Source organism: Tsuneonella troitsensis (assembly GCF_001441535.1).
Lineage (GTDB): Bacteria > Pseudomonadota > Alphaproteobacteria > Sphingomonadales > Sphingomonadaceae > Tsuneonella > Tsuneonella troitsensis.
Window position 1 is genome coordinate 584,326 of the sequence record NZ_LMAU01000003.1, and the last position, 26,915, is coordinate 611,240.

Genomic DNA, 26,915 nt, shown 5'->3' on the forward strand with positions numbered 1-26,915 from the left:
TCGCGTGCCCCTTACTGATGGTCGAGCATGCCAAGCACGCGCTTGGCGATGATGTTGTTCTGGATTTCGGTCGAGCCGCCATAGATCGTTGTCGCCTTGCCGAAGAGCCAGGCGCGCACGCCGCCGAGTTCGGATTCGGAGAAGCCGTCGCCCTCCCAGCCGAGGCCCTGCAGGCCCATGATCTCGATCGTCAGTTCGCTGCGTTCCTGGGTCAGCTTGGTGCCCAGCTTCTTGAGCACCGAGCTGATCTCGCTCACGCCGCCGGCGGCCTTGCTTTCCTCGACCGCGCGCTTGGCGGTGAGCAGGAAAGCCTGCCAGCGGATTTCGAAATCGGCGATCCGGTCGCGCATCACGGCGTCAGCGATCCGGCCGTCATCGCCGAGTTCGAGGTATTTCTTGGCGAGGTCGGACAGGTTGGCGCCCATCATCCGCGCTGCGGCGCCGCCGCCCGAGATATTCGTCCGCTCGTGCTGGAGCAGGCGCTTGCCAATCGTCCAGCCTTGGCCTTCCTGCCCGACGAGGTTCTTCTTGGGCACCTTCACATCGGTGAAGAATGTTTCGCAGAACGGGCTCATGCCGCTGATCATCTGGATGGGGCGGACTTCCACGCCGGGCGCATCCATGTCGATCAGCATGAAGCTGATGCCGTGGTGCTTGTCGCTGCGGTCGGTCCGGACGATGGCGAAGCACTTGTCGGCCCACTGGCCGCCGCTGGTCCAGGTCTTCTGGCCGTTGACGACGTAGTGGTCGCCCTTGTCCTCGGCAAAGGTCTGCAGGTTGGCGAGGTCGGATCCCGCGTTGGGTTCCGAATAGCCCTGGCACCAGCGGATCTCGCCGCGGCAGATCGGCGGGATGTGTTCGTGCTTCTGTTCCTCGCTGCCGTATTCGAGGAGGGTGGGCCCAAACATCATCACGCCCATGCCGCCGATCGGGTTCCACGCGCCGGCCTTGGCCATTTCTTCTTGCAGGATGCGGGTCTGTGCCTTGCTCAGCCCGCCGCCCCCATATTCCTTGGGCCACGTGGGCGTGCCCCAGCCGCGGCTGCCCATCGCCTCGCGCCAGGCCTTTTCGGCGGGGCCTTCTTTGGTGGGGCCTTCCACGCTTGCTAGCGCATTGCCCTTGCCCTTCAGCTCGGGCGGGAAATGGTCGGCCAGGAACGCGCGTACTTCCTCGCGGAAAGCCTCGTCGCTCGTCGCCTCTCTCGGTTCGGCCAGGGTCGCCATGATCGTTCTCCTCGTTAACGTGTCGGCGCGCCGATCGGCGCGTCCTGAATCATGCGGCTGTTCGCCTCTGCCTCGCGTGCGCGCAATCGCTCAAGGTTGGCAAGGTGCTTCGCTTCGGTGATCGGGTAAAGCGCGATGATCGCGCAACCGACGGCCCACAGGCCCACAACTATTGGCACGTAGTGGATGATCAGGCTGTCGGTCATCGCCTCGGTCACCTGCGCCGGATCGACGCCCGCAGGAAAGCGCGAGGTTTCCAGCACGATACCGGCGGCCAGGATGCCCAGTCCGGTGGCGCATTGCGACGAGAAGCTGGCCGCCGAGAAATAGATTCCGGCATTGTGCCCGCCTGATCGTACCGCGTCGTCCTCGACTACGTCGGCCAGCATGGACGATGCCGTCATCAGCGAAATCGCGACCATCGCGCCGTATAATGCGCCGATGATCAGCAGGGTCGGCAACAGCAGCGGATGGCCGGGCTCGAAGAACAGGTCGAGCCAGACCAGCATCAGCGGACTTGTGCCCAGCAGCACCCCGAAGAAAGCGAGGTAAAGCGCGGCGTTGCGTTTGCCCCACCACTTGGTGAACTTGGGCGCAAGCGGCAGAGCCAGGGTCACGGCCACGAACCCGTCGAGCGTCAACAGAGCAAGCTCGCCCGAACTGAGTTTGTACACGTAGGTCCCGAAATAGAGCGAGGTCGCGCCATAAAGGCCGATGGCGGTCCACTTGAAGATCGCGAAGCCGAAGATCGTCAGGAACGCGCGGTTGCGGAACGCTGACACCATCTCGCGCAGGTGGGTCATCAACCCGGGTACGACCGGCCGGTCGTCGGCTTGGCGGATGTATGGAATGCGCGAGCGGGTGCCCCAGCCGCAGACCAGGATGCTGATCACGATCAGCGCCGCGCCGGTCAGCGCGAACGGCACGTAGCCCGCCGGATTGAGCTGGCCCTTCGGATAGTCGGGAGTCGCCACAAAGAAGAAGGTGAGCGCGAACGCCCCGAACGCGAACGTGCCGGCATAGGCAAACCAGTAACGCAGTCCGTAGAGCCGTGTCCGCTCCGCGTAATCCTGCGTCAGTTCGCTGCCGAGCGCGTTGGCCGGCACTTGGTACGCGCTCATCGCGGCGCGCGCGAGCGAGGCCATGCCGAAAATCCACGCGCCCATCGCGAAGTCGCTCAAACCGTCCGGCGGAAACCAGACGAGCGCGAAGAACAGGCCAGCCGGGATGGCGGCGCCCATGATGTAGGGGTGGCGTCGGCCCCAGCGCGACCGCGTCCGGTCCGAAATGCGGCCGATCAGCGGATCGGCGATCGCGTCGACCGCAAGGGTCAGCGCGATTGCTGTCGAAACGATCGCGGCGGGCACCCCGAGGACCTGGTTGAAATAGAGCAGCAGATAGGTCGAGAACGCGGCACTCTTGATCCCGTCGGCGATGGAGCCGAAACCGTATGCGACCCGCGTCGCGCGGCGCAGCGGCGGAACGGATGTGTCGTCCGCCTGCGCGACCTTGACCTCGGCGTTCAAGCGACCGCCTCCGCGGCATCGGCGATTTCGCCTACGGGATCGGGGTAAAGCTCCATGGCCAGCGCCTTGCGGTTCAGCAGCGAATAATCGGGAAAGATGGGGTCCTTGACGTCGCGATACGCCTTGAGATGCTGCTTGGCGACGGTCGCCTTGTGCACTTCGGTCGGACCGTCGGCGATGCCCATGACCATCGCCGCGATCAGTCCGCCGACAAAGGGCATTTCGTTCGATACGCCGAGCGAACCGTGGATGTGGATGCACCGCTTGGCGATGTCGGCATAGACCTTCGGCATCAGCGCCTTGATCGCGGCGATATCCTTGCGGACGCGGCGATAATCGTTGTGCTTGTCGATCATCCACGCGGTCTTGAGGACGAACAGCTTGAACTGTTCCAGCTCGATGTAGCTGTCGGCGATGTCGAACTGGACCGCCTGGTAGTCGGCCAGCGTACCCGTGCACGTGGTCCGGCTCACGGCGCGGCGACTCATCTTGTCGAGCAGCTTCCGGCAGTTGCCGACGGTGCGCATCGCGTGGTGGACCCGGCCGCCGCCAAGGCGGGTCTGCGAAATCGCGAAGGCGCTGCCGCGGGTGCCGAGCAGGTGATCGGCGGGCACGCGCACGTCGGTGTAGCGGACATAGCTTTCGCTGCCGTCCTGCTGGCCATAAACGCCGACGTTGCGGACGATCTCCACTCCGGGGGCGTCGATCGGCACGATGAACATGCTCATCCGCTCGTGCCGCGGCGCGTCGGGATCGGTGACCGCCATCACGATCAGGAAATCGGCCCATTTGCCGTTGGTGGAGAACCACTTCTCCCCGTTGATCTTCCAGTGATTGCCGTCGATCTCGGCACGGGTCACGAAGTTCGTGGGGTCCGATCCGCCTTGCGGCTCGGTCATCGAGAAGGCGCTGACGATCTCGTTGTCGAGCAGGGGGCGGAGGTATCGTTCTTTCTGCTCGGGCGTGCCGTAGTGGGCGATGATCTCGGCATTTCCGGTATCTGGAGCCTGGCATCCGAACACGATCGGAGCGAAAGTCGCGCCGCCGATGATCTCGTTCATCAGGCCCAGCTTGACCTGGCCGTATCCCTGACCGCCGAGTTCGGGGCCGAGATGGCAGGCCCACAGCCCCTGGTCCCTGACTTCCCGCTGCAGCGGGCGGACGAGCGCGTTCCGACGCGGGTTCTTCACGTCGTACGGATGGATACCGAGATACCCCAGCGGCTCCACCTTTTCGGCGACGAAGCTTTCCATCCAGTCGAGCTTCGCCTGGAAATCGGGCTCCGTTTCGAAATCCCATGCCATGTCCGCGTCTCTCCCGCGCGGCCGTCTTCGGACGGCTCAGGCAATCACCATACCGCTTTTCCGAAACGCGGCAAGACTCAGACCGTGGTTCCGCCGTCCACGACGATCGTCTGGCCGGTCAGCCAGCTTGCCGCGGGCGATGACAGGAACACCGCGAGGCCGGCGATGTCGTCGGGTAGGCCGAGCCGGCCCATCGGCGTGCGCGCGATTGCGGCCTTTTCCGCTTCGGGATTCTCGTAGAGCGCCTTGGCGAAGTCGGTCCTGACCAGGCCCGGCGCAATGCCGTTCACCCGGATCCCGTGCTTGCCCTTCTCGACCGCGTAGTTGCGAACAAGCTGGATATCGGCCGCCTTGGTGATCGCATAGGCCCCGATGGTCGGCGTGCCGCGTAGTCCCGCGATCGAGGAGATGACCACGATCGCCCCGTCGCCTCGCGCCTGCATATCGGGCAGGACCTGCTGGATCAGCCAGTGGTTCGACAGGATGTTGTTGTCGAGGGTCTTGCGGAACTTGGCATCGTCGATCGTGTCGAGCGAGCCGTAGTGCGGGTTCGATGCCGCGTTGCAGACAAGGATGTCGACGGGCCCGAGCCTCTCCCGGGTCGTGCGGATCAGGTCTTCGATTGCTTCCTTGGACGAAATGCTCGCCGCGACGGCGATCGCGCTTCCCTCGCCGAAGGCCGCATTGATGGAGCCTGCAACCTCGTCGCAGATATCCTGGTTTCGGCTCGATACCACGACGCGGGCGCCGCGCTGCGCGAGCCGCTCGGCGATGGCACGGCCGATGCCGCGCGATGAGCCGGTGATAACGGCAACCTTGCCGGTCAGGTCGAACGGATCGTTCATGGTGTCACTCTCCCAAAGCGGGAGATACCATGTGTTCGAAAACCGGGCCGTACAAGCCCCGGATGAAGCGTCAGGCGGCGATCACGTCCTGTTCGATCTTGCCGAAGATCGAATGCCCTGCCGCGTCGCGCATCTCGACCGATACCTTGTCCCCCGGCGACATGAAGGGGGTCGACGGCTTGCCGTCGGCGATCGTTTCAATCATGCGGATTTCGGCGATGCACGAGTATCCGGCGCCGCCTTCGCTGACTGGCTTGCCGGCGCCGCCGTCGGCACCCTTGTTGCTCACAGTGCCCGAACCGATGATCGATCCCGCGCAAAGGCTGCGGGTCTTGGCCGCGTGGGCGACGAGGTCGGCCAGGCTAAACGTCGCGTCCTGGGCGGCGTCGGCTCGCCCGAACGGAGCGTCGTTGTAGTCGACGATGAGTGGCAGGTGGATCAGGCTGCCCTTCCAGGCATCGCCGAGCTCGTCAGGCGTGACCGCGACCGGCGAAAAGGCGCTCGCCGGCTTCGACTGGAAAAAGCCGAAGCCCTTTTCCAGCTCGCCGGGGATAAGGCCGCGCAGCGACACGTCGTTGACGAGCATCAGCAGCTTGATGTGACCGGCGGCCTCGTCACTGGAAACGCCCATCGGCACGTCGTCGACGATGCAAGCGATCTCGCCCTCCATGTCGCAGCCCCAGGCCACGTCCTTCAGCGGGATCGGATCGCGCGGAGCCAGGAACCCGTCGCTGCCGCCCTGATACATCAACGGGTCGTGGTAGAAGCTCTCGGGCACTTTCGCGCCGCGAGCCTGCCGGACCAGTTCGACGTGGTTGATATAGGCGCTGCCGTCCGCCCACTGGTAGGCGCGGGGGAGTGGGCTCATCGCATCGTGTTCGTGGAATCGGCCGCAAGGCACGGTCCAGTGTTCGACATCGCGGTAAAGCGCCTCGAGCGCAGGGGCGACCGCTTCCCAGTTGTCGATCGCATACTGCATCGTGGGCGCGATATGCTCGGCAGAGCTGTAACGCGTGATGTCTTTCGAGACGACGACGAGCTGGCCGTCGCGGCCGTGCTTGAGCGAAGCGAGTTTCATTGGGCCACGGCCTCCTTGGGGGTGTCCGGCTGGTGATCGGGATGCGCGCGCTGGAACGCGGGCAGGGCGAGGCAGGCTGCCTCTATGCGAGTGATGTGGCGGTGCGCCGTGAGGTCGAAGCCGAGCTTTCTCGCGTTGTAGACTTGCGGCAGCAGGACCACTTCGAACAGGCCCGGAGACCCGTCCATCAGGAAATCTCCGGTGCCAATCTGCGCGAGTCGCGCCTCGACCGGATCGAGCGTCCGCGCCAGCCAGTGGCGATACCAGTCGTCGGTTTCGGCCTCGCTGTGCCCCATCGCGCCGCGCAGGTGTTTAAGAACTTGCAGGTTGTTGAGGGCATGGATCTCCGTCGCTATCGCATAGGCGAGTTCGCGCACGGTGTAGCGATCCTCAATGCTCTTGGGCAGCAGGGGAAAATCCGGATAGGCTTCGTCGAGCCACTCGATCACCGCCATTGATTGCGCCCGGTCGCGGCCATCGGCTTCGAGCATGGGAACCCCGCCGAACGGGTTGCGCGCGACGAACTCCGCCGCCTGTTGCTCGCCGGTGCGCAGGTTCACCGGCACGACCTCGTAGGAAAGGCCCTTCAGCTCCAGCGCGATACGGACACGATAACTGGTCGAACTGCGGAAATAGGCGAACAGTCTCATCGGGTCGCGGTCGGTCAAAACGCGGCGAGCCCGGTGATCGCGCGGCCCAGGATCAGCGCATGGACGTCGTGCGTGCCTTCGTAAGTGTTCACCGTCTCGAGGTTCACCATGTGGCGGATCACCTGGTATTCGCCCGAAATGCCGTTTCCGCCGTGCATGTCACGCGATTTGCGGGCGATATCGAGCGCCTTGCCCACGTTGTTGCGTTTGACGATGGAGATCATCTCGGGCGCGAAATTGTGCTCGTCCATCAGCCGCCCGACCCGCAGTGACGCCTGCAGGCCCAGCGCGATCTCGCTCATCATGTCGGCCAGCTTGAGCTGGTAGAGCTGCTTGCCGGCCAGCGAGCCGAACTGATTGCGATCGAGGCCGTACTGGCGCGCGGCGTGGAAGCAGAACTCCGCCGCGCCCATCGCGCCCCAGGAAATACCGTAGCGCGCGCGGTTGAGACAGCCGAACGGACCCTTGAGACCCTGAACATCTGGCAGTAGCGCGTCGGCGGGCAGCTTCACATCGTCCATCACGATCATGCCGGTTGTGCTTGCGCGAAGCGACAACTTGTTCTCGATCTTCGGAGCGGAAAGGCCCGGCATGCCCTTTTCCAGCACGAACCCGCGAATGCCGCCGCCGTGCGCTTCGCTCTTGGCCCAGACCACGAACACGTCGGCGAAGGGCGAGTTGGAGATCCAGGTCTTCGAGCCGGAAATCGAATAGCCGTCACCGTCCTTTTTCGCATAGGTCCGCATGGAGCCAGGGTCGGAGCCCGCGTCAGGCTCGGTCAGTCCGAAGCAGCCGATCAGGTCGCCGCTGGCGAGGCCAGGGAGGTACTTGCGCCGCTGTCCTTCCGATCCGTAGGCATGGATGGGATACATCACGAGGCTGGACTGCACGCTTGCCATCGAGCGGTAGCCGGAATCGACCCGCTCGATTTCGCGCGCAATCAGTCCGTATGCGACGTAGTTGGCGCCCGCGCCGCCGTATTCTTCCGGCACTGTCGCGCCGAGAAGGCCCGCGCGACCCATCAGAGGGAACAGCTCCGGTGCGTCGACCTCGTTGGCGAATGCCTCGATCACGCGGGGCTGAAGTTCGCTCTGCGCAAAGGCCTGCGCGGCGTCGCGGATCATCCGCTCGTCTTCGGACAATTGCGCGTCCAGACCGAACGGGTCTTCCCAGTCGAATGGTGTCATGCGCCTGCCTTCGCAGGGCCGCGCGCTTCGTGCAAGAGGCGCCGCTCAGGCGGCGGCCAGCGCCTCGTGCATGGTGGCGATGATCCGGTTGGGCGGGCACGGCTTGGAAAGGGCATGGGCGTCCGGGTAGCGACCCGAAACCTCCTGCGGATCGACGCGGCCGGAGTGAAATATCACTGGCACGTTGGCCGCCATTAGCTGTTCGGCCAGCGGGTACACCTCGCCGTCGTCGAGATTGATGTCGAGAATCGCGAGATCGGGTCGGCGCTGGGCGATCGCGTCAAACGCGGACTGCGCGGTGTCGTACGGCCCGGAAACGTCGAAGCCCGCTTCCTTCACTGTATCGCACAGGTCGAAGCCGACGATCATCTCGTCCTCGGCGACAAGAACGCAGGGCTGATGAGACATGGTTGAACTCCGGGTTGCGATCGGGAACCCGGAATTAACATTCGTCAGAGTTATTCGTTCCGCTCAGTGCGCGCCGAACTTCTGCTCGAATGCGTCGACGTCTCCCGCAGCCAGCAACGCAGCCTGCTCGACCCACGAATCGCGGCGGATGCGCCCTTGGAAGCGACCGAGTTGCGCGTCGAGCCGGTCGATATCCGCCTCGCTCCACGCCGCGATCTGATCGAAGCGCACTATCCCTAGATCGGACAGCGTCGCGGCAAGCTTGGGCCCAAGCCCCTTGATGCGGGTGAGGTCGTCGCCATAAGCGGCGGCTCGCTCGATCTGCGCGTCCTCGACCGCGGCGGCGACGGCAATGCCGACCCCGCCGATGGCTTCTGGGACAGGCGGCGGTGTGGGGATCGTCGATCCCGCCACAACCGGGGGCGCGTCGATTAGAGCCTGGTTGCGGGAGGCGGGGGCGGCGCCTTCGTCGAGCGTATCGCGCCGGTCGACAGTCACCCGCGTGCGGCGCGTAGCCATGAAGGCCCACCACAGCACGACAAGCGCAATAATTGCGCCGACGATGACGAGAGGCAGGTTCGCGGCGATGAAATCGTTCACGGTCGGGACTCCTGGGCAGTTGGGCCGGTCTCGGCGGCCGGTTGTTCAAGATTGCGGCGGAACAGGACGCGGTCTTCCGGACCGAATCCGTACCGCCAGATCATCGCTCCATAGGCAAGCAGGATAGCGGGAATACCGAAGGCGAGTTCGGCCCATTCCGGCAGGTATGTTGCCAGAACGCCGACGATGATCGCCGGGGCTGCGGCCCAGACTAGCGCCCAGCGCCAGTTGTTGATGCTCTGCCCCAGGATCCTCGACAGAAGCCGCGACTTCACGAACGAGGCGGTCCCGAGGGCGATCATCAGCGCGGCTGCGGCACCGGCTGCCTTATAGGTTTCGGGTAGGCCCATCCGGTCGACGACCACCATCGCGGTCACTGTCAGCACCGCTTGCAGCGCTATCGTCGCGACCGAGATGGCGAGGTTGCGGACACGGGCCATATAGACCAACGCGGCCTCCGGAACGACCGCCGTCGCGGCGACCACTTCGGCGGCCAGGAGGAATGCGAGCGCTCCGGTGCCGCCGACGAAATTAGGCCCCACAAGGCCCATGACCCCCTCTCCCGGAATGCCGAGGGCCAGGGCGATCCCAGCTTGGGCGGCCACGATCCAGAAGCCCACCTGGCACACCTGCCGGGCGATTGCTGGATAGTTGTTTTCCTTGAGGTTGCGGGTGATCACCGGACCGAGGATCGGCTCGAAACTGGTCTTCAGCTTCTGAGGCAGCGAGGCGACCTGCTGGGCAACGTAGTAGACACCTACCGCGGCGGGCGCCGCGAACAGGCCCAGCACGAATATGTCGAGGCGGCGCGTCCCCCACTCGATCGCGTCTGCCACGGCTAGGGGAAAGGCGCGCACCGTGAGCCGGGTCATCGCGACGGGATGGGGACGCCAGCCGCGCGGCAGGCCGTAGGTCCTGAAGAACGGCCACAGCGCTGTCAGCAGACCCGCGTAGATCGACGCAAGGTAGGCCATCGCCAGGCCCGAATCGGGAATGACGAAATAGAATGCGCCGGCCAGGATCGAGATCGTCCACGGTTCGACCACGGCACGGGCGCGGACCGTGGTCCCGATATCGAAGCGATAAGCCTGTGCCGCCAGCACGATTTCGGTCAGGGCGTAACCGGGTATGGCCAGCACGATGAGTCGATCGAGGTCGGTATAATTGCCGCTCGGGAACAGCGGGGCGGGCACGAACCAGAAGAACAGTCCCGCCACCAGCGAGGCGAGCAAGGCGATCAGGATCCCGTCGAAGACGACGTTCGCCGGTCGGCTGTCGGGCGCTTCGGCCAGTCGCTGGGCAAGCCCGCGCTTCTCTCCCATCGAGCAGATCATCGCGGCGAGTTCGACCACCACGAGAGCGGAGGCGAATCGTCCCAGCGCCTCGGCACCGTAAAGGCGGCCCGCGATGAACAGGAACGGCAGTCGCGCCGCCAGCCTTAGCAGGAAACCGAGGAAATTGGTCCGTCCGCCCTTGGCCAGTGCGGCGATGTCGCCCCCGTCCGTGCGCGGGGCCTCGGCCATTGGGCTCACGAGTCGCTTTCCGCCGCCAGCGGTCGGGCGAGCAGTTCGGCCACGATCGCGCTCGCCGGGGCACCCTGAAGCAGGCGATAGACGGCCGTGACGATGGGCATCGACACACCGTGGCGCGCTGCCAGTTCGGTCAGGACGGGCGCGGTGTGCGCTCCTTCCGCGACGGTGCGCCGATCAGCCATCAAGGTAGCCGCATCGCCGCCTTCGCCCAGTGCTTTGCCAAGGCTGAAGTTGCGGCTCGCGGTCGACGAGCATGTGAGCACGAGGTCGCCGAGGCCGCACAGTCCGGCCAGCGTGTCGCGCTCTGCGCCCAGCGCTTCGCCGAACCGCAGCATCTCCGCGTATCCACGCGCGATCAGTGCGGCGCGGGCGTTCTGACCGAGGCCGAGGCCATCGACCACTCCGCACGCTATCGCGAGTACGTTCTTCACCGCGCCGCCGATCTCCGCCCCGACGACGTCGTCGGAGTAGTAGGGGCGGAATTTCGGTCGCGCGATCGCAGGTGCGATCCGGTTCCACTGCGCGGTTCCGCCGGCGCAGGCCAAGGTCACCGCAGTCGGCAGTCCGGCGGCCACTTCGTGCGCGAAGGTCGGCCCGGAAAGCACGGTGATCTCGGAATGCGGGGCGGCATCGCGCGCGACATGGTTCATCAAACGCCCCGTCCCGGCCTCGATTCCCTTGGAACAGAGCACGAGATCGCGCGGATGGGACGGCATGGCCCCGAGCACGCTGGCCGTGTGCTGCGCGGGGGTGACGATGAGCAACACATCGAGCTTTGCCAGGTCGCCGAGTTCTCCGGTCGCGCGGATAGACGGCGCGACGACCACGGAGGGGAGGAACAGCGAATTGCGCCGCTCCGCGTTGATTTCCGTAACCAGTTCGCTTTCGCGCGCCCACAAAATCACTTCGCGCCCGTCGGACGCGAGCATCTGCGCGAGCGCGGTTCCCCAGGCACCGGCGCCCAGAACGCCCACGGTTGCGGCATCGGTCATCCCTTGACCCCCGCGCCGCGCACCGGCTCGGCGGCCGGATCGAGCGGCCAGCGCGGGCGTGCCGCCACATCGAGCGGATCGGCCGGAAGTCCGACAGCTAGGCGTTCGTGCCCGGCCCAGGCGATCATCGCCGCGTTGTCGGTGCACAGCGACGGTGGCGGCGCGGAAAACGTAAGGCCGCGATTCTCTGCTAGGTCCTCGAGCGCGGTTCGCACCGAGGCGTTTGCGGCCACCCCCCCGGCGACAACCAGCGAACGGACGGGGTCGATCGCATCCAGCGCATGGCGCAGCCGGTCGATTACGCAGTCGATCGCGGCCAGCTGGAAACTGGCGGCGATATCTTCCGGCGCGTGCTGCCCGTTCTCGCGCGCACGGAGGACAGCACTCTTGAGACCGGCGAAGCTGAAATGCGGCTCTCCGCTGCCCACGAGCGGGCGGGGCAGGGGGACCGCCTTCGGATCGCCCTGCAGCGCGAGCCGCTCGACCGCAGGACCACCGGGAAATCCCAGGCCGAGAATCTTGGCGGTCTTGTCGAACGCTTCTCCCAAGGCGTCGTCAATCGTGGTCGCGATCCGACGATACTGGCCGACCCCTTCGACCCGCAGAATCTGGCAATGCCCGCCAGATACCAGCAGCAGTGCGTAAGGAAACTCCAGCGAGGGATCGGCCAGGCGAGGCGACAGCGCGTGCCCTTCGAGGTGATTGATCGCCACCAAGGGCACCTCGCCGGCCATCGCTAGTGCCTTCGCGCTGACGAGGCCGACCATCACGCCGCCGATCAGACCGGGTCCGGCAGTCGCCGCGACCGCATCGAGATCGGCCAGCGCCACTCTGCCTTCTTTGAGGACGGCGGCGATCATGGGCGCGAGGCGTTCGGCATGAGCACGCGCGGCGATTTCGGGAACGACGCCCCCATAGGCTGCGTGCTCCTCGTCCTGGCTCGCGATCTTCTGCGCCACGATGGTGCGGTCGCTCGCGACGAGCGCCACCGCTGTTTCGTCGCAGCTCGATTCAATGCCCAGGACTAGCCCCATGCCGCTTCCCATTAGGCATTTGCTTGGCTACGGCAAGCGCCGCCAGATGACCGCCACCGTGAAGCTTCGCCTGGGAACCCGACGCTCGCCGCTCGCCATGGCGCAGGCGGTGGAAACCCGCGCGCGCTTATGCGTCGCTCACGGCTGGGACGAAGACGCGGTCGAGCTGGTGCCCGTCACCGCCAGCGGCGACCGGATACAGGATCGTCCGCTCGCAGAGATCGGCGGCAAGGCGCTGTGGACCAAGGAACTCGACGAGTGGCTCCATGAGCGAAAGATCGACGCCGCCGTCCATTCGCTCAAGGATGTGGAGACGATCCGCCCGGACTTTCTGTGCATAGCGGCGGTTCTGCCGCGCGCTGATGTGCGTGACGTGCTCGTGGGCGCAGCCAGCATCCGGGCAATCCTCGAAGGCGCACGGATCGGGACCAGCGCACCGCGCCGGGCCGCGCAAATGCTGCACCAGCGCCCCGACGTGACCATTGTGCAGTTCCGCGGCAACGTCGCCACCCGGATCGCCAAGCTGGCGGCGGGGGAGGCGGACGTGACCCTGCTCGCCGCCGCGGGGCTCGAACGCTTGGGCGAAAGCGGAGTGGGAACCCCGCTCGAGACCGACGATTGGCTCCCGGCGCCGTCACAGGGGGCAATCGCCATCGAATGCCGCGCCGACGATCCCGCCACGCGCAGCCTGCTGGCCGCGATAGAGGACGCTCCCAGCCGGGCAGCAGTCGACGCCGAGCGAAGCCTGCTCGCCGCGCTTGGCGGCACCTGCCACTCGCCGATCGCCGCGCTCACTCGCAGCGTAGGCGATCAGATCGCGCTGACGGCCGCCATCTACAGCGCCGACGGCGCGGAGAGGGTGGACGGCACCGTCACCCTTTCGCCCGGCGATCGGGACGCACCCGCCCGGCTCGCCGCCGACCTTCTCGCCCGCGCATCCCCGGCCATCACGGCGCTGTTCACAGGGCCCGAGTGATCCCTAAGTTACTCGTCCTGCGACCCGAACCTGGCTGCAGCGAAACTCTGGCGGCAGCACGCAAGCGGGGACTGGAAGCGATCTCCGCGCCGATCTTCGCGATCGAATCTGTGCCGTGGGACGCGCCCGATCCAGTACAGTTCGATCGGCTGATCGCGGGCAGTGCGAACGCCTTCAGATTTGGCGGAACACAATTGGACGAGCTGACCGACCTGCCGGTCGTGGCTGTCGGTGAGCGAACGGCTGCAGCCGCACGCGAAGCCGGTTTCACCGTCGCCGCCACGGGGCAGGGCGGGCTGCAGGCGCTACTGGACACCATCAAGCCCCCAGCACAGCTACTGCGCCTTTCGGGTGAGGAACGGATCGACCTCGCGCCGCCGAACGGCGTTTCGATGGTCGAGCGGACCGTTTATCGCGCAGCGCCATTGCCGCTGGCCGACAAGGTGATCGAAGTTCTGGCTTCCGGCGCCGTGGCCCTGCTGCATTCGGGCGAAGCAGCCCGCCGGTTCGCCGCCGAGTGCGATCGGCTCTCCATCGCGCGCGATAGAATTTCACTGGCGGCGCTCGGTCCGCGGATCGCGACTGCGGTGGGAAGCGGCTGGGCACGGATCCAAGTGGCTCCAGAGGTGACCGATGCCGCTCTTCTGGCCATGGCCGCAGACATGTGCCATTGAAACTGAACGGGATCGCACCGGATAGAGCCGGACCGTACGCAGGATTCGAATGATCGACAGCACGTCACCGGGGCGGTCGCGCCCGTCTTTGAAGCCCGTCATAATCGCGGTGCTCGCTTCGTTTCTGCTTGGCGCTTCGGTTGCCGGCTTCCTTGCCTGGCGTGGTTACTTCACCACCACGGACACATCAGCGGAAATCGATTTCGAGAGTGGCTCGGACGTTCCCGCGACCGCCACTCCATCGCCCAGCCCGACACCTATCGCGAGTGAGACGGCGCAAGCTGCTGCCGCGGTCGAACGGGTGGAACAAACGCAGGGCGGCATCGATCAGCGGCTTGCCGCAGCCGAGCAGCGCATCGCGCGGCTCGACCTGCAGGCACAGGCCGCGGTGGGCAACGCCGCTCGTGCCGAAGGGCTGTTGATCGCTTTCGCCACCCGGCGAGCGATCGAACGCGGCGCCGAACTGGGCTACCTCGGCGACCAGCTTCGCCTGCGGTTTGGCGATGCGCAGCCGAATTCGGTGCAGACGGTGATCGATTTCGCGCGAGATCCGGTAACGCTCGACGTCTTGCTGGCGCGTCTCGACGGCTTGGGTGACCAGCTTGTCACGTCCAACGATCAGCCCAGCATCGAGCGGTTGAGAAGGGAACTGTCCAGCCTGTTCGTGATTCGCCGCGAAACGACACCGTCGCCCCAGCCAACGCGCCGGCTGGACCGGGCGCGCATGTTCCTCGAAACGGGTCGCGTGGACCGGGCAATTGCGGAAGTGGAACAGATGCCGGGTGCACAGAACGCGGCATCCTGGCTCGTCGATGCGCGTCGTTACGAGCGCGCGCAGCGGGCGCTCGACCTGATCGAGACGACTGCGGTGCGCGAACCGCGCAGGTTGCGCGATGGGGACGGCCAGCCGATCCAGCAGCCGGGTCCCGCGGAAACCGCCGACCCGTCTTGATTCTCCCAAGGGGTTCCATCGGCGCCTTTCGTCGCCATGTCCCGGGCATGGTCGCGCAGCCAGGACTTTTCGCATTGCCCGCCGTGGTGCCCGGGCTCGTTCTCGTAGAAGACGCGATAGACCGGGCGGACGAGCGATCGATCACAGCCGAAATCGATTGCGCGGCGCTGGCGCCGTTCCAGTTCGGTCCCTGGACTGGCAAGCGCCTCACGACGAATTACGGCTCGGCTTACGATTATCAGCGGAGCCGGCCCACGCCTGCGCCAGAACTTCCGGACTGGCTCGCGACGTTGAGGGAAAGGGTCGTTCCGCTGTTCGCCCGCAACCCGTCAGCGTTCGAGCAGGCGTTGCTGATCCGCTACGAACCTGGCGCGGGGATCGGGTGGCATCGGGATAGACCGCAGTATGGTGAGATTGTCGGCCTGTCGCTTTCGGCTCCGGCGGTCCTGCGGCTCCGGCGACGGCTGCCGAGCGGCGCCTTCGAACGACGCAAAGTCGAATTGCCGCCGCGTTCGACTTATCTGCTCGGCGGCGAGGTGCGCGACGAATGGGAACACTCGATCGCGCCGATGAACATCACTCGGCGCAGCGTGACCTTCCGTACCCTGCGAGCCTAAGGGGCGACCACTCCATACAGGTCGTGCGCGTCGGCATCCTCGACCAGCACGTTGGCGAAATCGCCGGCCTTCAGCGTTGCCGGCACGTTGCGCAGGAATACCTGTCCATCGATCTCGGGCGCGTCGGCCTGACTGCGAGCGGTTGCACCAATATCGCCGTCCTCGTCCGGCTCGCCGACCTCGTCGACGATCACCTGCAATGTGCGGCCCACCTTGGCTGCGAGCTTCTCGGCGCTGATCCGCTCGGTCACTTCCATCAGGCGGGCGTAGCGCTCTTCCTTGACGGCTTCGGGCACCGGATCGGGCAAGTCGTTCGCCGCAGCTCCCGCCACCGGTTCGAAGCGGAACGCTCCCACGCGGTCGAGTTGCGCCTCTTGGAGCCAGTCGAGCAGATAGGCGAAATCGTCGTCCGTCTCGCCGGGGAACCCAACCACGAAGCTGGACCGGATTGTCAGGTCCGGGGCGATCGTCCGCCACGAACGAATTCGTTCGAGAACACGCGCCTCGTTCGCCGGACGCTTCATGGCGCGCAGCACCTTGGGGCTGGCGTGCTGGAACGGGATGTCGAGGTATGGCGTCAGCAACCCCTCCGCCATCAGCGGAATGACTGCGTCGACGTGTGGGTAGGGATAGACGTAATGCAGGCGCACCCAAGGCGTATCGCCTTCCGGCGTGCGGAGCTGGCCGAGTTCGCGCGCCATGTCGGTCATGTGGGCGCGGACTTCGCGGCCGTGCCACATCCGCGGCTCGTGCCGGATGTCGACGCCATAGGCGCTGGTGTCCTGACTGATCACCAGCAGTTCCTTGGTGCCTGCAGCAACTAGCTTTTCGGCCTCGCGCAGGACCGCGTCGATGCGCCGGCTGGCAAGCTTCCCGCGCAGTTGAGGGATGATGCAGAAGGCGCAGGAGTGGTTGCAGCCTTCGGAAATTTTCAGATAGCTGTAATGGCGCGGCGTCAGCTTCACGTCGGGTTGCGGGATCAGGTCGACGAACGGCCCCTGCGATGGAGGCGCGGCCTCGCGCACCGCTTCGACCACGGCCTCGTACTGATGCGCTCCTGTGACGGCGAGCACCTGCGGGAAACGGGCACGAATGAGCTCCGCTTCTTCGCCCAGGCAGCCGGTCACGATCACGCGACCGTTCTCGGCGATGGCCTCGCCGATCGCCTCGAGGCTTTCCTCCTTGGCGCTGTCGAGGAAGCCGCAGGTGTTGACGAGGACGACGTCGGCACCGGCATAGTCCGCGCTCATGGCGTAGCCGTCGGCCCGCAGGCTGGTGAGGATCCGCTCGGAGTCGACGAGTGCCTTGGGACAGCCGAGGCTGACCATGCCGACCTTCTTCTGGTCCGGGATTGTGGTGGCGATTGGGGAGTTCATTTCGGCCGCGCCCCTACACCGCAAACGTCAATTGCGCTACTCCGGACGAAAATGTCGCAGGAAAGGTCGCCAATTGGGTCCCGTCAACTGGATCGCCGTCGTCGTCGCAGCCATCGCAGCCGGAGGGCTCGCGCTGGTCTGGTTCGGACCGCTGTTCGGCAGAGCGAAGCTGCGAAAAGTGGCGCCGGGACGCGTCATGGCGCGGGTCCGGCCCGAGAAGATCGCGGCGCTCTCCGCGATCCTCCTGCTGCTTACGTCGACGATGCTGGGCCACCTGTTCGCACGGGTCGGTGAAGCGACGCTGGCGGCCAAGCCGTGGCTCTACTTCATGATGAGCGGCGGCCTTGCGATTGCTTTCGTCATTCCCGCGCTGTGGGTCAGTTTCAGCCACATCCGTGTGCCGACGCGGGTCGCATTCATCGATGCCGGTTTCTGGCTGGCGGCCTATCTGGCGATGGGGCTGGTCTTTTTCCTGCTGGGCTAGGCTTCGGTGAGCGCCGTGGGCTGGATTTCGACGATAATGTCGCCCTCCTGCAACAACCCGCACTCCCAGTATCCGCGCGCCTCACCGTCGCGATAGACCCGCAGACCCTTGCCGCCGCTGACAAGCTCGTTGATCGACTTGCCGATCTCCTCGGGGCGCACCGGTCGCTCGACCAGCTTCACCCGCCCGCTGTGCGATGCCAGGTCCGCCATGTAGTCGGCGATGTGCGAACCCTGCGCGCTGCCGGCCAACAACAGCCCGGTGAAGCGAACGGGATTGATGACATTGTCCGCGCCTGCCTGCCGCGCCAGCAATTCGTTGTCGTCGGCGCGCACGACCACGCTGATCGGGACCTTGGGTGCGAGGTGGCGGACGGTGAGCACGATCAGGATCGAGCTGTCGTCTCGCCCGGCCGAAATCAGCACGGTCGAAGCCTCGGCGATCCGCACAGCCTGCAGGTTCTCGTCGCGCGATGCATCGGCTTCCATCACGTTGCAGCCCATGGCCTCGGCATCGGCCAGCCGAGCGGTGCTGGTGTCCATCACCACGATGCATTCGGGATCCGTGCCGCGCTCGATCAGTTCCTTCACGGCTTCCGAGCCCGATACCCCGAAGCCGAGAACCACGATGTGATCCGTGAGACGTTCCTGAATGCGCGCCATGCGCCACTTCTCCCAGCTTCTGCGGATGACGAAATCGTAGGCGGCGCCCACGAAGATGAATAGGACGGCGATCCGTATAGGCGTGACGATCACCGCCTCCACCAGACGCGCCCGGTCCGAAATAGGTGCGATATCGCCGAATCCGGTGGTGGTGATCGAAATCATCGTGAAATAGACGACGTCGAGAAAGCTGATCTCCCCGTCGAAATTGTCGACCAGACCCTCGCGATCCCACCAGTGGATCATGATGACCATGAAAACGAGCCCGAGCGCCAAGCCCATGCGGATCCCGAGATCGGCCCAAACTGGAACGCGCACCGCGCGGCGGATCGGCTGGAACTTGGTGCGCTGATGGGGCTTGGGTGGCTTCACTGGCATCTCGCGACCTGGAGAGCGCTTTGTGCCGGCTCTCGAAGCCCTTGAGCGCTCGTCTGCCGGCCCATCAGGAATACCGCTCCGCCAGCGCGCCCAGTGATGAATGATGCGTCAGGTCCAATTGCAGCGGTGTCACCGAGACATACCCCTCGTCGATCGCCTCGAGATCAGTTCCGTGGTCGAGCGTGTGCTCGATCGCCTCCAGTCCGAACCAGTAATAGGGGTAGCCTCGAGGGTCGCGACCTTCGACCACGCTGCCCCTCGAATAGTCGTGAAATCCTTGGCGTACGACGCGGATTCCGTTGACTTTTTCCGCAGCAAGCGCAGGAAAATTGACGTTGACCAACGTCCGCTTCGGCAACGGCGCATCGAGAAGTGGGGCGATCACCTTCGCCCCCCACGCGCGCGCCGCGTCGAACGGAACGGCATCGCCCATGCCTTCGCTGGCGTAGACTTGGCTGAGAGCGATCGAACGAATGCCTGCCAGCGCACCCTCGATCGCCGCAGATACCGTGCCCGAATAGGTGACATCGTCGCCCAGGTTCGCGCCGCGGTTTACGCCCGACAGGATCACGTCCGGCGGGCCGTCCATGACCTTGCGCAGGCCCAGCGTGACGGCATCGGTGGGCGTCCCGCTTACCGAATACCGCCGCTCGCCGTGCTTTCGCATCCGTACCGGACGCGAAAGCGTAAGCGAGTGACCCGCACCGGATTGCTCCTCGGCAGGCGCACAGATCCAGATGTCGTCGGTAAAGGCACGCGCGATCTCTTCCAGCACGATGAGGCCCGGGGCGTGGACACCATCGTCATTGGTAAGAAGGATGCGCATTAGACGGCCGGCACCAGTCGCTCGAGGCCGCCCGCCCAGGGGCAGAGCGCTTCCGGTACCACCACCGAGCCGTCTTCCTGCTGGTAGTTCTCCAGCACGGCCACCAGCGTGCGGCCCACGGCGAGACCCGATCCGTTGAGGGTATGGGCGAAAGCCGGTTTGCCGCCTTCGGCCCGGTATCGGGCGTTCATCCGCCGAGCCTGGAAATCTCCGCACCAGCTGATCGAACTGATCTCACGGTAAGCACCCTGTCCGGGCAGCCACACCTCCAGATCGTAGGTTTTCTTCGCGCCGAAGCCCATGTCGCCCGCGCACAGCAGCATCGTGCGGTATGGCAGTTCCAGCCGTTCGAGGATCGTCTGCGCGCTCCGTAGCATGTGGTCGTGTTCGGCGGCTGCGTGTTCGGCGCGGCAGATCGAAACGAGCTCGACCTTGTCGAACTGGTGCTGGCGAATGTAACCGCGCGTGTCGCGTCCGGCCGAGCCCGCTTCCGAACGAAAACAAGGTGTTAGGGCCGTCAATCGCAACGGTACATCAAGATCGACAATCTGTTCGCGGACCGAGTTGGTCAGGCTGACTTCGCTCGTCGGGATCAGCCAGCGCCCGTCGGTCGTAACGAAACTATCGTCGGCAAACTTGGGCAATTGCCCGGTGCCGAACATCGACTCCTCGCGAACAAGAAGTGGGGTGGCGCATTCGGTGTAACCATGCTCGCCGGTCTGAACGTCGAGCATGAATTGCGCGATCGCCCGCTGGAGCCGCGCCATCGGTCCGCGCAGGAACGTGAAGCGCGCACCGGCGATGGCCGCGCCTGTCTCGAAATCGAGGCCCAGCGCGGGTCCGATGTCCGCGTGCTCCTTCGCAACGAACGGAAATCGGCGAGGCTCGCCCCAGGTAGAAACCTCGACGTTAGCCGTCTCGTCATCGCCCTCGGGCACATCGTCGGCGGGCAGGTTGGGGAGGCTCGCCAGGAGATCATCCTGTGCGCGCGCCGCCTCCCGCTCGGCGTCCTCGATCGAGGGAAGTTCAAGCTTGATGCTGGCCACCTCCGCCTTGAGCGCTTCAGCGGCGTCGGGATCCCCACGCCCCATCGCCGCGCCAATCGCCTTCGACGCTTCGTTACGGCGCGCGAGCATTTCCTGAGCCCTTGTCGCGGCAGCCCGGCGCGCTTCGTCGTGGGCAAGGATCTGGGCAGCCGAAGCGGCAAATCCGCGGCGGGCGAGGGCGGCATCGAACGCCGCGGGGTCGTCACGGATAAGGCGTATGTCGTGCATGCGCGCGGCCTATGCCCGACGCTCAAGACAAGGGCAATGCGGGAACCGCTCCCAAATCCGAGGGTAGTGGGACAATGCGCCAACCGGCGGAATAATGGGGGCGACTCTGGTCCAGCAAGTCATAAATCCGCCAAAGCGCACCCCCTTCATCGGGGTGCTCGATCGGGTGCTCCGTCATGGGCGGCATATCGGTGCGATCGCGCCGGCCAGATTGACGAAAACCGAACTGTTGGAGCAGGCCGTCGCAGCTACGGGCCTGGACGATTTCGGCGATCCTTGGTTCGAACGCCCGATGGACGTCTTGCTCGACGCAGTCCGCGGCGAAGCTCGGCTCAACGACGCCGGCACGTTCGCCGCCGAAAAGCAGTTTCACCACGTCTTGCGCGACCGCCTCTACACGCAGATATGGTTCGATCGGCACCCTGAGATCCTGGCCCGACCGATCAAGAATCCGGTTGTCATCGTCGGACCGATGCGCAGCGGTACGACACGTATGCACCGGTTGCTTGCCGCAGACCGCCGGTTCGCGCACCTGCGCAGCTTTGAAACGATCAGCCCGGTGCCGCGGCCCGGATTCGAAGAAGTGATGGTCGGCAAGGCCGCCGACTTCCGTCCAAAGCTGGCGAGCCGCATAATGAAGGTCGCGCGGCTCGCCAATCCGCGCACTCTCTCGATCCACCCTACCGGACCATACGAGCCTGAGGAGGAACTGGGTCTTCTGGTCGCGTCGATGTGGGGGATGAAGCATGAAGCCCAGTGGACCGTACCCACTTACGCTCGCTGGTGCGAGGGCGAAGATGCAACTCCGGCGTACCGGCACATGGCGAACCTGCTGCGGCTCATAGGCTGGTCTCAGCAAGAGAGTTCGTTGCGGCCATGGATTCTCAAGACGCCGCAGCATATGCTTGATTTACCGGCGCTATTGAATGTGTTTCCAGACGCGCGGGTCATCTTCACGCACCGCGACCCCCGCCAGGTCGTCGGCAGCGCCGCCTCGCTCGCCTGGAACCAGACCATAATCTACTCGGACCATGCCGATCCCGATCGCGTGGGGCGCGAGTGGCTTCGCAAGACTGAGTTGATGATATCCCGGATGATGAGGGCTCGCCGCGACATGGCCCCCGACCGCGTCATCGATGTCCGGTACGAGGACATGGACCGGGACTGGCGCGGGACGATGACGAGGGTTTACCGCTTCCTGGGTCTCGATATGGCTCCCGCGGTGGGCGGCATGGAAAACTACATCGAGCGCAGTCGCGCGCTCAAGCGTACGCCCCATCGATATAGTTTGGACGAGTTCGGCCTTCGCGAGGAAGAAGTCCTCGATCGCCTTGGCGCATACATCCGCAGCTACGATGTGCCGATGGAAGGGGCGGGCGATGTTCCTTCTTCGGCATTTGGGAACATGCGCTGAGGACCGTCGTCAGGACCGCGGTTCGATGATCAGGGCATCCGCAAGTGGATCATAACGTACGGCGACCTCGCGGCTTCGGATTTCCTCCAGCGTGACGCGGTCGCCCTCCAGCCGCGTAAGGGTCGACGCAAGCGCTGGAGACCGGTCTCCCACGAGGTCTGCCAACGATTGACGATCGATCGAGACCGATGCACCCTGTCCCACCGCCAACTCGATCGTGCCCAGGCGATTGCCTGCCAACATGACCGGCTTGCTCGTCCGTATCTTCCCGCTAACGTCGACCGAAGCTGCCATGCCGAAGTCGGTGACGCTGAACTTCAGCGGCGCAACCATGCGTCCGGTCGAATTGCCGACGGTGGCCATTTCCGGCCTTTCGCCAACGTCGACCGCCTGTTCCATCGTCGCCAATTCCGGTTCGATCGGATCGTCAGCGGGCACTTCGCCCGAATCTTGCTTCGAACTCGTCTCAGGGGAAGACAGCTCAGGCAGTTCCATCCAGACGGGATAGTCGCCTCGAACGATGCTGATCGAATAAAGATCTCGATCGGCCAGAAAGCGTGTGACGGAACTTGGCGGCTCGGCGTTGACCGCGAGCGCGGTCGCCAGGCCAGCCGCTAGCGCGAGGCCACCAACGGACAGGGAAATGGCACGTCGGGTCATCATATTCGTCGACTTCCCCCCTACATCAGCGCGCTTGGTCAACGCACATGCAACCCACTACCTCGGCTTCACGCAGCCCAGCGCACAGGATCATGCAAAATCGTTCCCCTCACAAGAGGAGCAGGGAGCAAGAGCGCGCGGAATTTTTCGTGAGCAAGCGCCCCGGACTGTCCTATTCCGGGAATTGAAGCGAACGTTCACCGTGTAAGTCGATGTAAACTCCAGATTGACGGGGACCGAGCAACAAAGGTTAATTTCCTTGAAACCCTGTTAGAATCCTGTTCTGACTCTGCCTCACAAACGACTCGTCGCGATCAGAGGGCATGTGAACGTGCCGATCACGACGAAAACCAGGGCCGCAAGAATTGGAGAGTCGTCGGGAGCGTTAGGCGCTCACCCGTCCATTCTGGCGGTCCCCAATCTTGCTTCGTCGAAAAGACGCACCCGTAACGCGAGGTTGGTACGAGATGGATCTGCACAATCAGGAACCGAACCAGTTCGGCGATCAGGACTCGGCTGAACTGCAAGACAGCAGCGCTTCCGCACCCGCAGTGGGGCGGGGAGCGGCGCAAGTTCTCGTCGCAGACCAATCGGGCGTCGTCGTACTTCCGGCCGGCACCGAACTCGGTGACATCCGTATTGAGGGCCGCGACCTGGTCGTCATCGGTGCGGACGGCGTTCGTTATGTGATCCCCGACGGCGCGATAATCGTTCCGCAACTCGTCATTGACGACGTCGTCATCCCGCCGCTCAACCTGGCAGCGCTCCTGATCGGCAACGAACCGCAGCCTGCTGCCGGCAATCCGCAAAGCTCGGGCGGCAACTTCGCCAGCGCTGTCGGTCCGCTCCAGGCCGCTTACGGTCTTGGCGACCTGCTGCCGTACACTGAGCTGGCGTTTCCCCAGCCCGAAGAGCGCGAGATCATTCCCAACTTCGTCGACCGCGAGCCGACTGTCGGGATCATAACGCCCGATAATCCGACGGGCGCATCCTCTGCGGGTGCGTCGGTCAGCGAGGCGGGCTTACCGGGTACGCGTCTGAACGGATCGGTCGAGTCTCCGGGTTCGAACGCGTCGACCAATAGCGAAACGACTGCGGGATCGATCGTTTTCCTGGCCGAAGACGGCCTTGCCTCCATCACGCTGAATGGCACCGCGATCACTGCTGTTGGGCAACAGTTCACTACCCCGAACGGCGTGCTGACGATCACCAGTATCGCGCCGGGCAATTACGGTTACAGCTACACGCTGACCGACAACACCAACGCGAACACGAACCCCGCCGACATTTTCGTCGTGGTCGTGACCGACACGGACGGCGACACGGCCACCGCAAACCTGACCATATCCATTCTGGACGATGCGCCCGATGCGCGCGCCGATACCGATGCGGTCGCGGCGGGTACGTATGGCCCCGAAACCGGCAACGTCATTAGCGGCAGCGGCACCACGAGCGGCGCAGCCGGTGCGGACGTGCAGGGCGCCGACGGCGCGCGGGTCACTTCAATTAGTGGCGCAGGTGGTAGCGATTCGACGTTCGATGCCGCCGGAAACCTCGTGATTGCAGGTCAGTACGGCAACCTGACGATCAAGGCCGACGGTTCATATAGCTACGTGCGCACGCCGAACACCGCTGGCGGTGTTACCGATGTGTTCACCTACACTCTCACCGACGGTGACGGAGACAGCGATACCGCGACCCTGACAATCTCCATCGGAGACAGTCCGGCAAGCGTCGTGTCGCTGCCGACTTCGGGCGCGGGAACCATCGTCGACGAAGCCGGCTTGCCGGCACGGACCGATGGTGCGCCCGGCACCGCGGAGGCGACCCCGGTGGAAACCACCAACGGAGCGATCACTGTGGTCGCGCCGGACGGCATCGCCTCGGTGAAGATCGGTGAAACGATCGTCACCGGCGCCGGCCAGATCATCACCGTTCCGCAAGGCACGCTGACGATTACGTCTTACGATCCGGCGACCGGAGCGATCACCTATTCCTTCACCCTGACGGACAATACCACGGGTGACACCACCTCCGTCTCGTTCCCGGTCACCGTCACCGACGTCGACGGCGATTCCGACACCAAGACGCTGACGATCACGATCCTCGACGACGCGCCGATCGCGAATGACGATACGGCAACCCAGTCGGCCGAAAACGTGCCCGTAACCGTTGATGTGCTCGGCAACGATATCGAAGGTGCCGACAGCGTTCAGCCTGGCACCGTGGCTTTGGTTGCTGGTTCGCTCAGCGGAACGGGCACCCTTGTCAACAACGGCGACGGCACGTTCACCTACATGCCCGGCAACGGCGAGACCGGCTCGGTCACGTTCGACTACACCATCACCGATGGCGACGGCGACACCGACCAGGCGACGGTCAGGATCACACTGGCGGCCGACTCGACCCCCACCATCGCGGTGGCTGGAGATGATACCGTCGACGAGGCCGCGCTTCCGGCGCGGCCAGGCGAGCCGGAAGGCTCCAATAGTGCAAGCACTGACGAAACGGCAGCGGGCACGATCGCACTGACCACCGGCGGTGATACCGTCGGGTCCCTGGTCGTAAATGGGGTCGACGTCACGGCAGGCGGCACGGTGACCACTGCCAAGGGCACTTTGACGATCTCGGTCTCGGCTGGAGCTTACACCTACAGCTATACCTTGGCCGACAACACGTTGACCGATCCGGACAGCGACACGTTCACTCTCGTGGTGACCGACAGCGACGGCGATACCGCGTCCACTTCGCTCGTGATCGCCATTGCGGACGACCAGTCGACTGCCGCAGACGACGCTGCGGCGCTTGCCGCGGGGACTTACGGTCCGATCGGCGGAAACGTAGTCACCAACGATACCCAGGGCGCAGATGCCGCAGAGGTCGTATCCTATAGCGGTGTCGACAGCGGAACAGTCGGGTCGACGGTCAACGGGCAGTACGGCACCCTGACGATCGATGCCGATGGCGAGTTCTCGTACACCCGCAACGCCGGCACTCCGGGCAACGTCACCGATACCTTCACCTACACGATCGAGGACGGGGACGGCGACCAGTCGACCGCGCAGCTCGTCATCACGATCGGCAATGCGGGCACGACGCTAGACCTGCCGATCGCCGGAACTCCCGGCGTGACTCAAGTGCTCGAAGCTGGCCTCGATCCGGACGGATCCGATGCGGCGGGCAATGGCGAATTCGCTACTGGCAGCTTCACGTTTACCGCGCCTGATGGACCGGCGATCGTCACGATCGACGGCGCAGTGGCAGCGGTCGGACAAACCTACGCCGGGGCGTTCGGAACGTTGACGATCACCGGTATTTCCGCCGGTTCGGTCGACTACACCTACGAACTCACCACAAACACAGTCGGCGATTCCACGTTCGACGATTTCGCGATCGTCGTTTCCGATCAGGACGGCGACAACACCGCCGGTACGCTGCAGATCAACATCGTCGACGACCTTCCGACGGCCTTGAACGACGGTCCATTCGGTGTGGTCGAGGACGGCGTGAGCAACGTTGCGGGCAACGTGCTGACCAACGATGCCTCGGGCGCCGATACGCCCAAGAGCTTCACGGCATGGTCTGCGGGCAATGCGGCGGAGATCGCGGATCTCAACGTTTACGGCACGCTGACCCTCAACCCTGACGGCAGCTACAGCTACGTGCTCGACAACAGCCGTGCGGCGACGCAGGCGCTGACCGCGGCTGACCTGAAGACGTACACGCTCGACTACACGATGCAGGATGCCGACGGCGACGTGTCGCCGGCGACGCTGACGATCACGATCACGGGTGCCAACGACGGCGCGACCGTGGTGACCGCGGCGGCGAACGGCCCGGACAACACGGTGTTCGAGTCGGGTCTGAACCCCAACGGGTCGCAGGCAGCGGGCAACGGCGAGACGAGCACGGGGACGTTCACGGTCTCGGCGACCGACGGCATCGCGACGGTGACGATCGGGGGCACGGTGTTCACGCTGGCGCAGGTCCAGGCGTTCGGCACCACGAACGGCGTGGTCGACACGGGCGAGGGCACGCTGACGCTGACCGGCTACACCGGGAGCGCGACGAGCGGGACGGTGAGCTACAGCTACACGCTGAAGGCGACGATCGACAACGACAGCAAGGTCGGTGCGACCGGGACCGAGTTCGACGACGCGATCGCGCTGTCGGTGGCGGGCCTGGGCGGCACGGCTGCGGGCGACACCCTGGTGGTGCGCATCGTCGACGACCTTCCGACGGC

24 protein-coding genes are annotated in these 26,915 nt (G+C 64.9%); 7 read left to right on the top strand and 17 right to left on the bottom strand.

Going from position 1 to position 26,915, the window contains the following annotated elements; all coding sequences use genetic code 11:
* Window positions 1-11: 11 nt before the first annotated feature.
* From AR323_RS09505 to tsaD, 12 genes are all read right to left on the bottom strand, one after another.
* The gene (locus tag AR323_RS09505; RefSeq protein WP_057883688.1) at window positions 12-1,223 is read right to left on the bottom strand and encodes an acyl-CoA dehydrogenase family protein; all 1,212 of its coding nucleotides are present in this window, start codon (window positions 1,221-1,223) and stop codon (window positions 12-14) included.
* Window positions 1,224-1,237: 14 nt separating this feature from the next.
* Entirely contained in the window at window positions 1,238-2,749 is a 1,512-nt protein-coding gene (locus tag AR323_RS09510; protein WP_057883689.1) for an MFS transporter, read from the bottom strand.
* Complete coding sequence (locus AR323_RS09515; RefSeq protein WP_057883690.1) at window positions 2,746-4,053, bottom strand: acyl-CoA dehydrogenase family protein; 1,308 nt, start codon at window positions 4,051-4,053, stop codon at window positions 2,746-2,748. The genes AR323_RS09510 and AR323_RS09515 overlap by 4 nt, the downstream gene beginning before the upstream one ends.
* A gap of 77 nt (window positions 4,054-4,130) precedes the next feature.
* Window positions 4,131-4,898, bottom strand: coding sequence for an SDR family NAD(P)-dependent oxidoreductase (locus AR323_RS09520; protein WP_057883691.1), 768 nt, complete (start codon window positions 4,896-4,898; stop codon window positions 4,131-4,133).
* 70 nt (window positions 4,899-4,968) lie between these two features.
* Window positions 4,969-5,976, bottom strand: a complete 1,008-nt coding sequence (locus tag AR323_RS09525; protein ID WP_057883692.1) for a fumarylacetoacetate hydrolase family protein — start codon at window positions 5,974-5,976, stop codon at window positions 4,969-4,971.
* Window positions 5,973-6,626, bottom strand: a complete 654-nt coding sequence (maiA, locus tag AR323_RS09530; RefSeq protein WP_057883775.1) for a maleylacetoacetate isomerase — start codon at window positions 6,624-6,626, stop codon at window positions 5,973-5,975. Before maiA ends, AR323_RS09525 begins: the two co-directional genes overlap by 4 nt.
* Before the next feature lie 14 nt (window positions 6,627-6,640).
* Window positions 6,641-7,813: an acyl-CoA dehydrogenase gene (locus AR323_RS09535; RefSeq protein WP_057883693.1), complete on the bottom strand. Its 1,173-nt coding sequence runs from the start codon at window positions 7,811-7,813 to the stop codon at window positions 6,641-6,643.
* Window positions 7,814-7,858: 45 nt separating this feature from the next.
* Window positions 7,859-8,221, bottom strand: coding sequence for a response regulator (locus tag AR323_RS09540; protein ID WP_057883694.1), 363 nt, complete (start codon window positions 8,219-8,221; stop codon window positions 7,859-7,861).
* A gap of 63 nt (window positions 8,222-8,284) precedes the next feature.
* Complete coding sequence (locus tag AR323_RS09545) at window positions 8,285-8,821, bottom strand: hypothetical protein (RefSeq protein WP_057883695.1); 537 nt, start codon at window positions 8,819-8,821, stop codon at window positions 8,285-8,287.
* A complete protein-coding gene (locus AR323_RS09550) occupies window positions 8,818-10,344 on the bottom strand; it encodes a lipopolysaccharide biosynthesis protein (protein WP_057883696.1) in 1,527 nt (508 codons plus the stop codon). The genes AR323_RS09545 and AR323_RS09550 overlap by 4 nt, the downstream gene beginning before the upstream one ends.
* 5 nt (window positions 10,345-10,349) lie before the next feature.
* Entirely contained in the window at window positions 10,350-11,345 is a 996-nt protein-coding gene (locus AR323_RS09555) for an NAD(P)H-dependent glycerol-3-phosphate dehydrogenase (protein WP_057883697.1), read from the bottom strand.
* The gene (gene tsaD, locus AR323_RS09560; protein WP_057883776.1) at window positions 11,342-12,379 is read right to left on the bottom strand and encodes a tRNA (adenosine(37)-N6)-threonylcarbamoyltransferase complex transferase subunit TsaD; all 1,038 of its coding nucleotides are present in this window, start codon (window positions 12,377-12,379) and stop codon (window positions 11,342-11,344) included. Before tsaD ends, AR323_RS09555 begins: the two co-directional genes overlap by 4 nt.
* Before the next feature lie 46 nt (window positions 12,380-12,425).
* Here tsaD and hemC point away from each other — a divergent pair, with 46 nt between their 5' ends.
* From hemC to AR323_RS09580, 4 genes are read left to right on the top strand one after another with little or no spacing between them, the layout of a single operon-like run.
* The gene (gene hemC / locus AR323_RS09565) at window positions 12,426-13,355 is read left to right on the top strand and encodes a hydroxymethylbilane synthase (protein WP_057883777.1); all 930 of its coding nucleotides are present in this window, start codon (window positions 12,426-12,428) and stop codon (window positions 13,353-13,355) included.
* Window positions 13,352-14,029 carry a uroporphyrinogen-III synthase gene (locus tag AR323_RS09570; protein ID WP_235510524.1) on the top strand — a complete coding sequence of 226 codons (678 nt, stop codon included), beginning with the start codon at window positions 13,352-13,354 and terminating at the stop codon, window positions 14,027-14,029. The genes hemC and AR323_RS09570 overlap by 4 nt, the downstream gene beginning before the upstream one ends.
* Before the next feature lie 49 nt (window positions 14,030-14,078).
* Window positions 14,079-14,981, top strand: coding sequence for a hypothetical protein (locus AR323_RS09575; protein WP_057883698.1), 903 nt, complete (start codon window positions 14,079-14,081; stop codon window positions 14,979-14,981).
* A 47-nt stretch (window positions 14,982-15,028) separates the two neighbouring features.
* Window positions 15,029-15,598 (top strand): alpha-ketoglutarate-dependent dioxygenase AlkB, encoded by a 570-nt coding sequence (locus AR323_RS09580; protein ID WP_057883699.1) that lies wholly within the window; start codon window positions 15,029-15,031, stop codon window positions 15,596-15,598.
* Here the strand turns inward: AR323_RS09580 and rimO are convergent.
* On the bottom strand, window positions 15,595-16,974 hold the full coding sequence (rimO, locus tag AR323_RS09585) for a 30S ribosomal protein S12 methylthiotransferase RimO (protein ID WP_057883700.1): 1,380 nt from the start codon (window positions 16,972-16,974) through the stop codon (window positions 15,595-15,597). The genes AR323_RS09580 and rimO overlap by 4 nt on opposite strands.
* A gap of 73 nt (window positions 16,975-17,047) precedes the next feature.
* Here rimO and AR323_RS09590 point away from each other — a divergent pair, with 73 nt between their 5' ends.
* Window positions 17,048-17,458, top strand: a complete 411-nt coding sequence (locus tag AR323_RS09590; RefSeq protein WP_057883701.1) for a DUF1761 domain-containing protein — start codon at window positions 17,048-17,050, stop codon at window positions 17,456-17,458.
* Here the strand turns inward: AR323_RS09590 and AR323_RS09595 are convergent.
* The 3 genes from AR323_RS09595 to serS form a co-directional block, all read right to left on the bottom strand.
* Window positions 17,455-18,498, bottom strand: a complete 1,044-nt coding sequence (locus AR323_RS09595; protein WP_057883702.1) for a potassium channel family protein — start codon at window positions 18,496-18,498, stop codon at window positions 17,455-17,457. The genes AR323_RS09590 and AR323_RS09595 overlap by 4 nt on opposite strands.
* A gap of 64 nt (window positions 18,499-18,562) precedes the next feature.
* Window positions 18,563-19,324, bottom strand: coding sequence for a 5'/3'-nucleotidase SurE (gene surE / locus AR323_RS09600; RefSeq protein WP_057883703.1), 762 nt, complete (start codon window positions 19,322-19,324; stop codon window positions 18,563-18,565).
* Window positions 19,324-20,598 (bottom strand): serine--tRNA ligase, encoded by a 1,275-nt coding sequence (serS, locus tag AR323_RS09605; protein WP_057883704.1) that lies wholly within the window; start codon window positions 20,596-20,598, stop codon window positions 19,324-19,326. The genes surE and serS overlap by 1 nt, the downstream gene beginning before the upstream one ends.
* A 94-nt stretch (window positions 20,599-20,692) precedes the next feature.
* Between serS and AR323_RS09610 the strand changes: the two genes are divergently transcribed.
* Window positions 20,693-22,012 carry a sulfotransferase family protein gene (locus AR323_RS09610; RefSeq protein WP_083495335.1) on the top strand — a complete coding sequence of 440 codons (1,320 nt, stop codon included), beginning with the start codon at window positions 20,693-20,695 and terminating at the stop codon, window positions 22,010-22,012.
* A gap of 9 nt (window positions 22,013-22,021) precedes the next feature.
* Here AR323_RS09610 and AR323_RS09615 read toward each other — a convergent pair whose 3' ends face one another.
* On the bottom strand, window positions 22,022-22,675 hold the full coding sequence (locus AR323_RS09615) for a hypothetical protein (RefSeq protein ID WP_057883705.1): 654 nt from the start codon (window positions 22,673-22,675) through the stop codon (window positions 22,022-22,024).
* A gap of 464 nt (window positions 22,676-23,139) precedes the next feature.
* Between AR323_RS09615 and AR323_RS09620 the strand changes: the two genes are divergently transcribed.
* A partial coding sequence (locus AR323_RS09620) for a beta strand repeat-containing protein (RefSeq protein WP_200956695.1) occupies window positions 23,140-26,915 on the top strand: 3,776 nt, incomplete at its 3' end.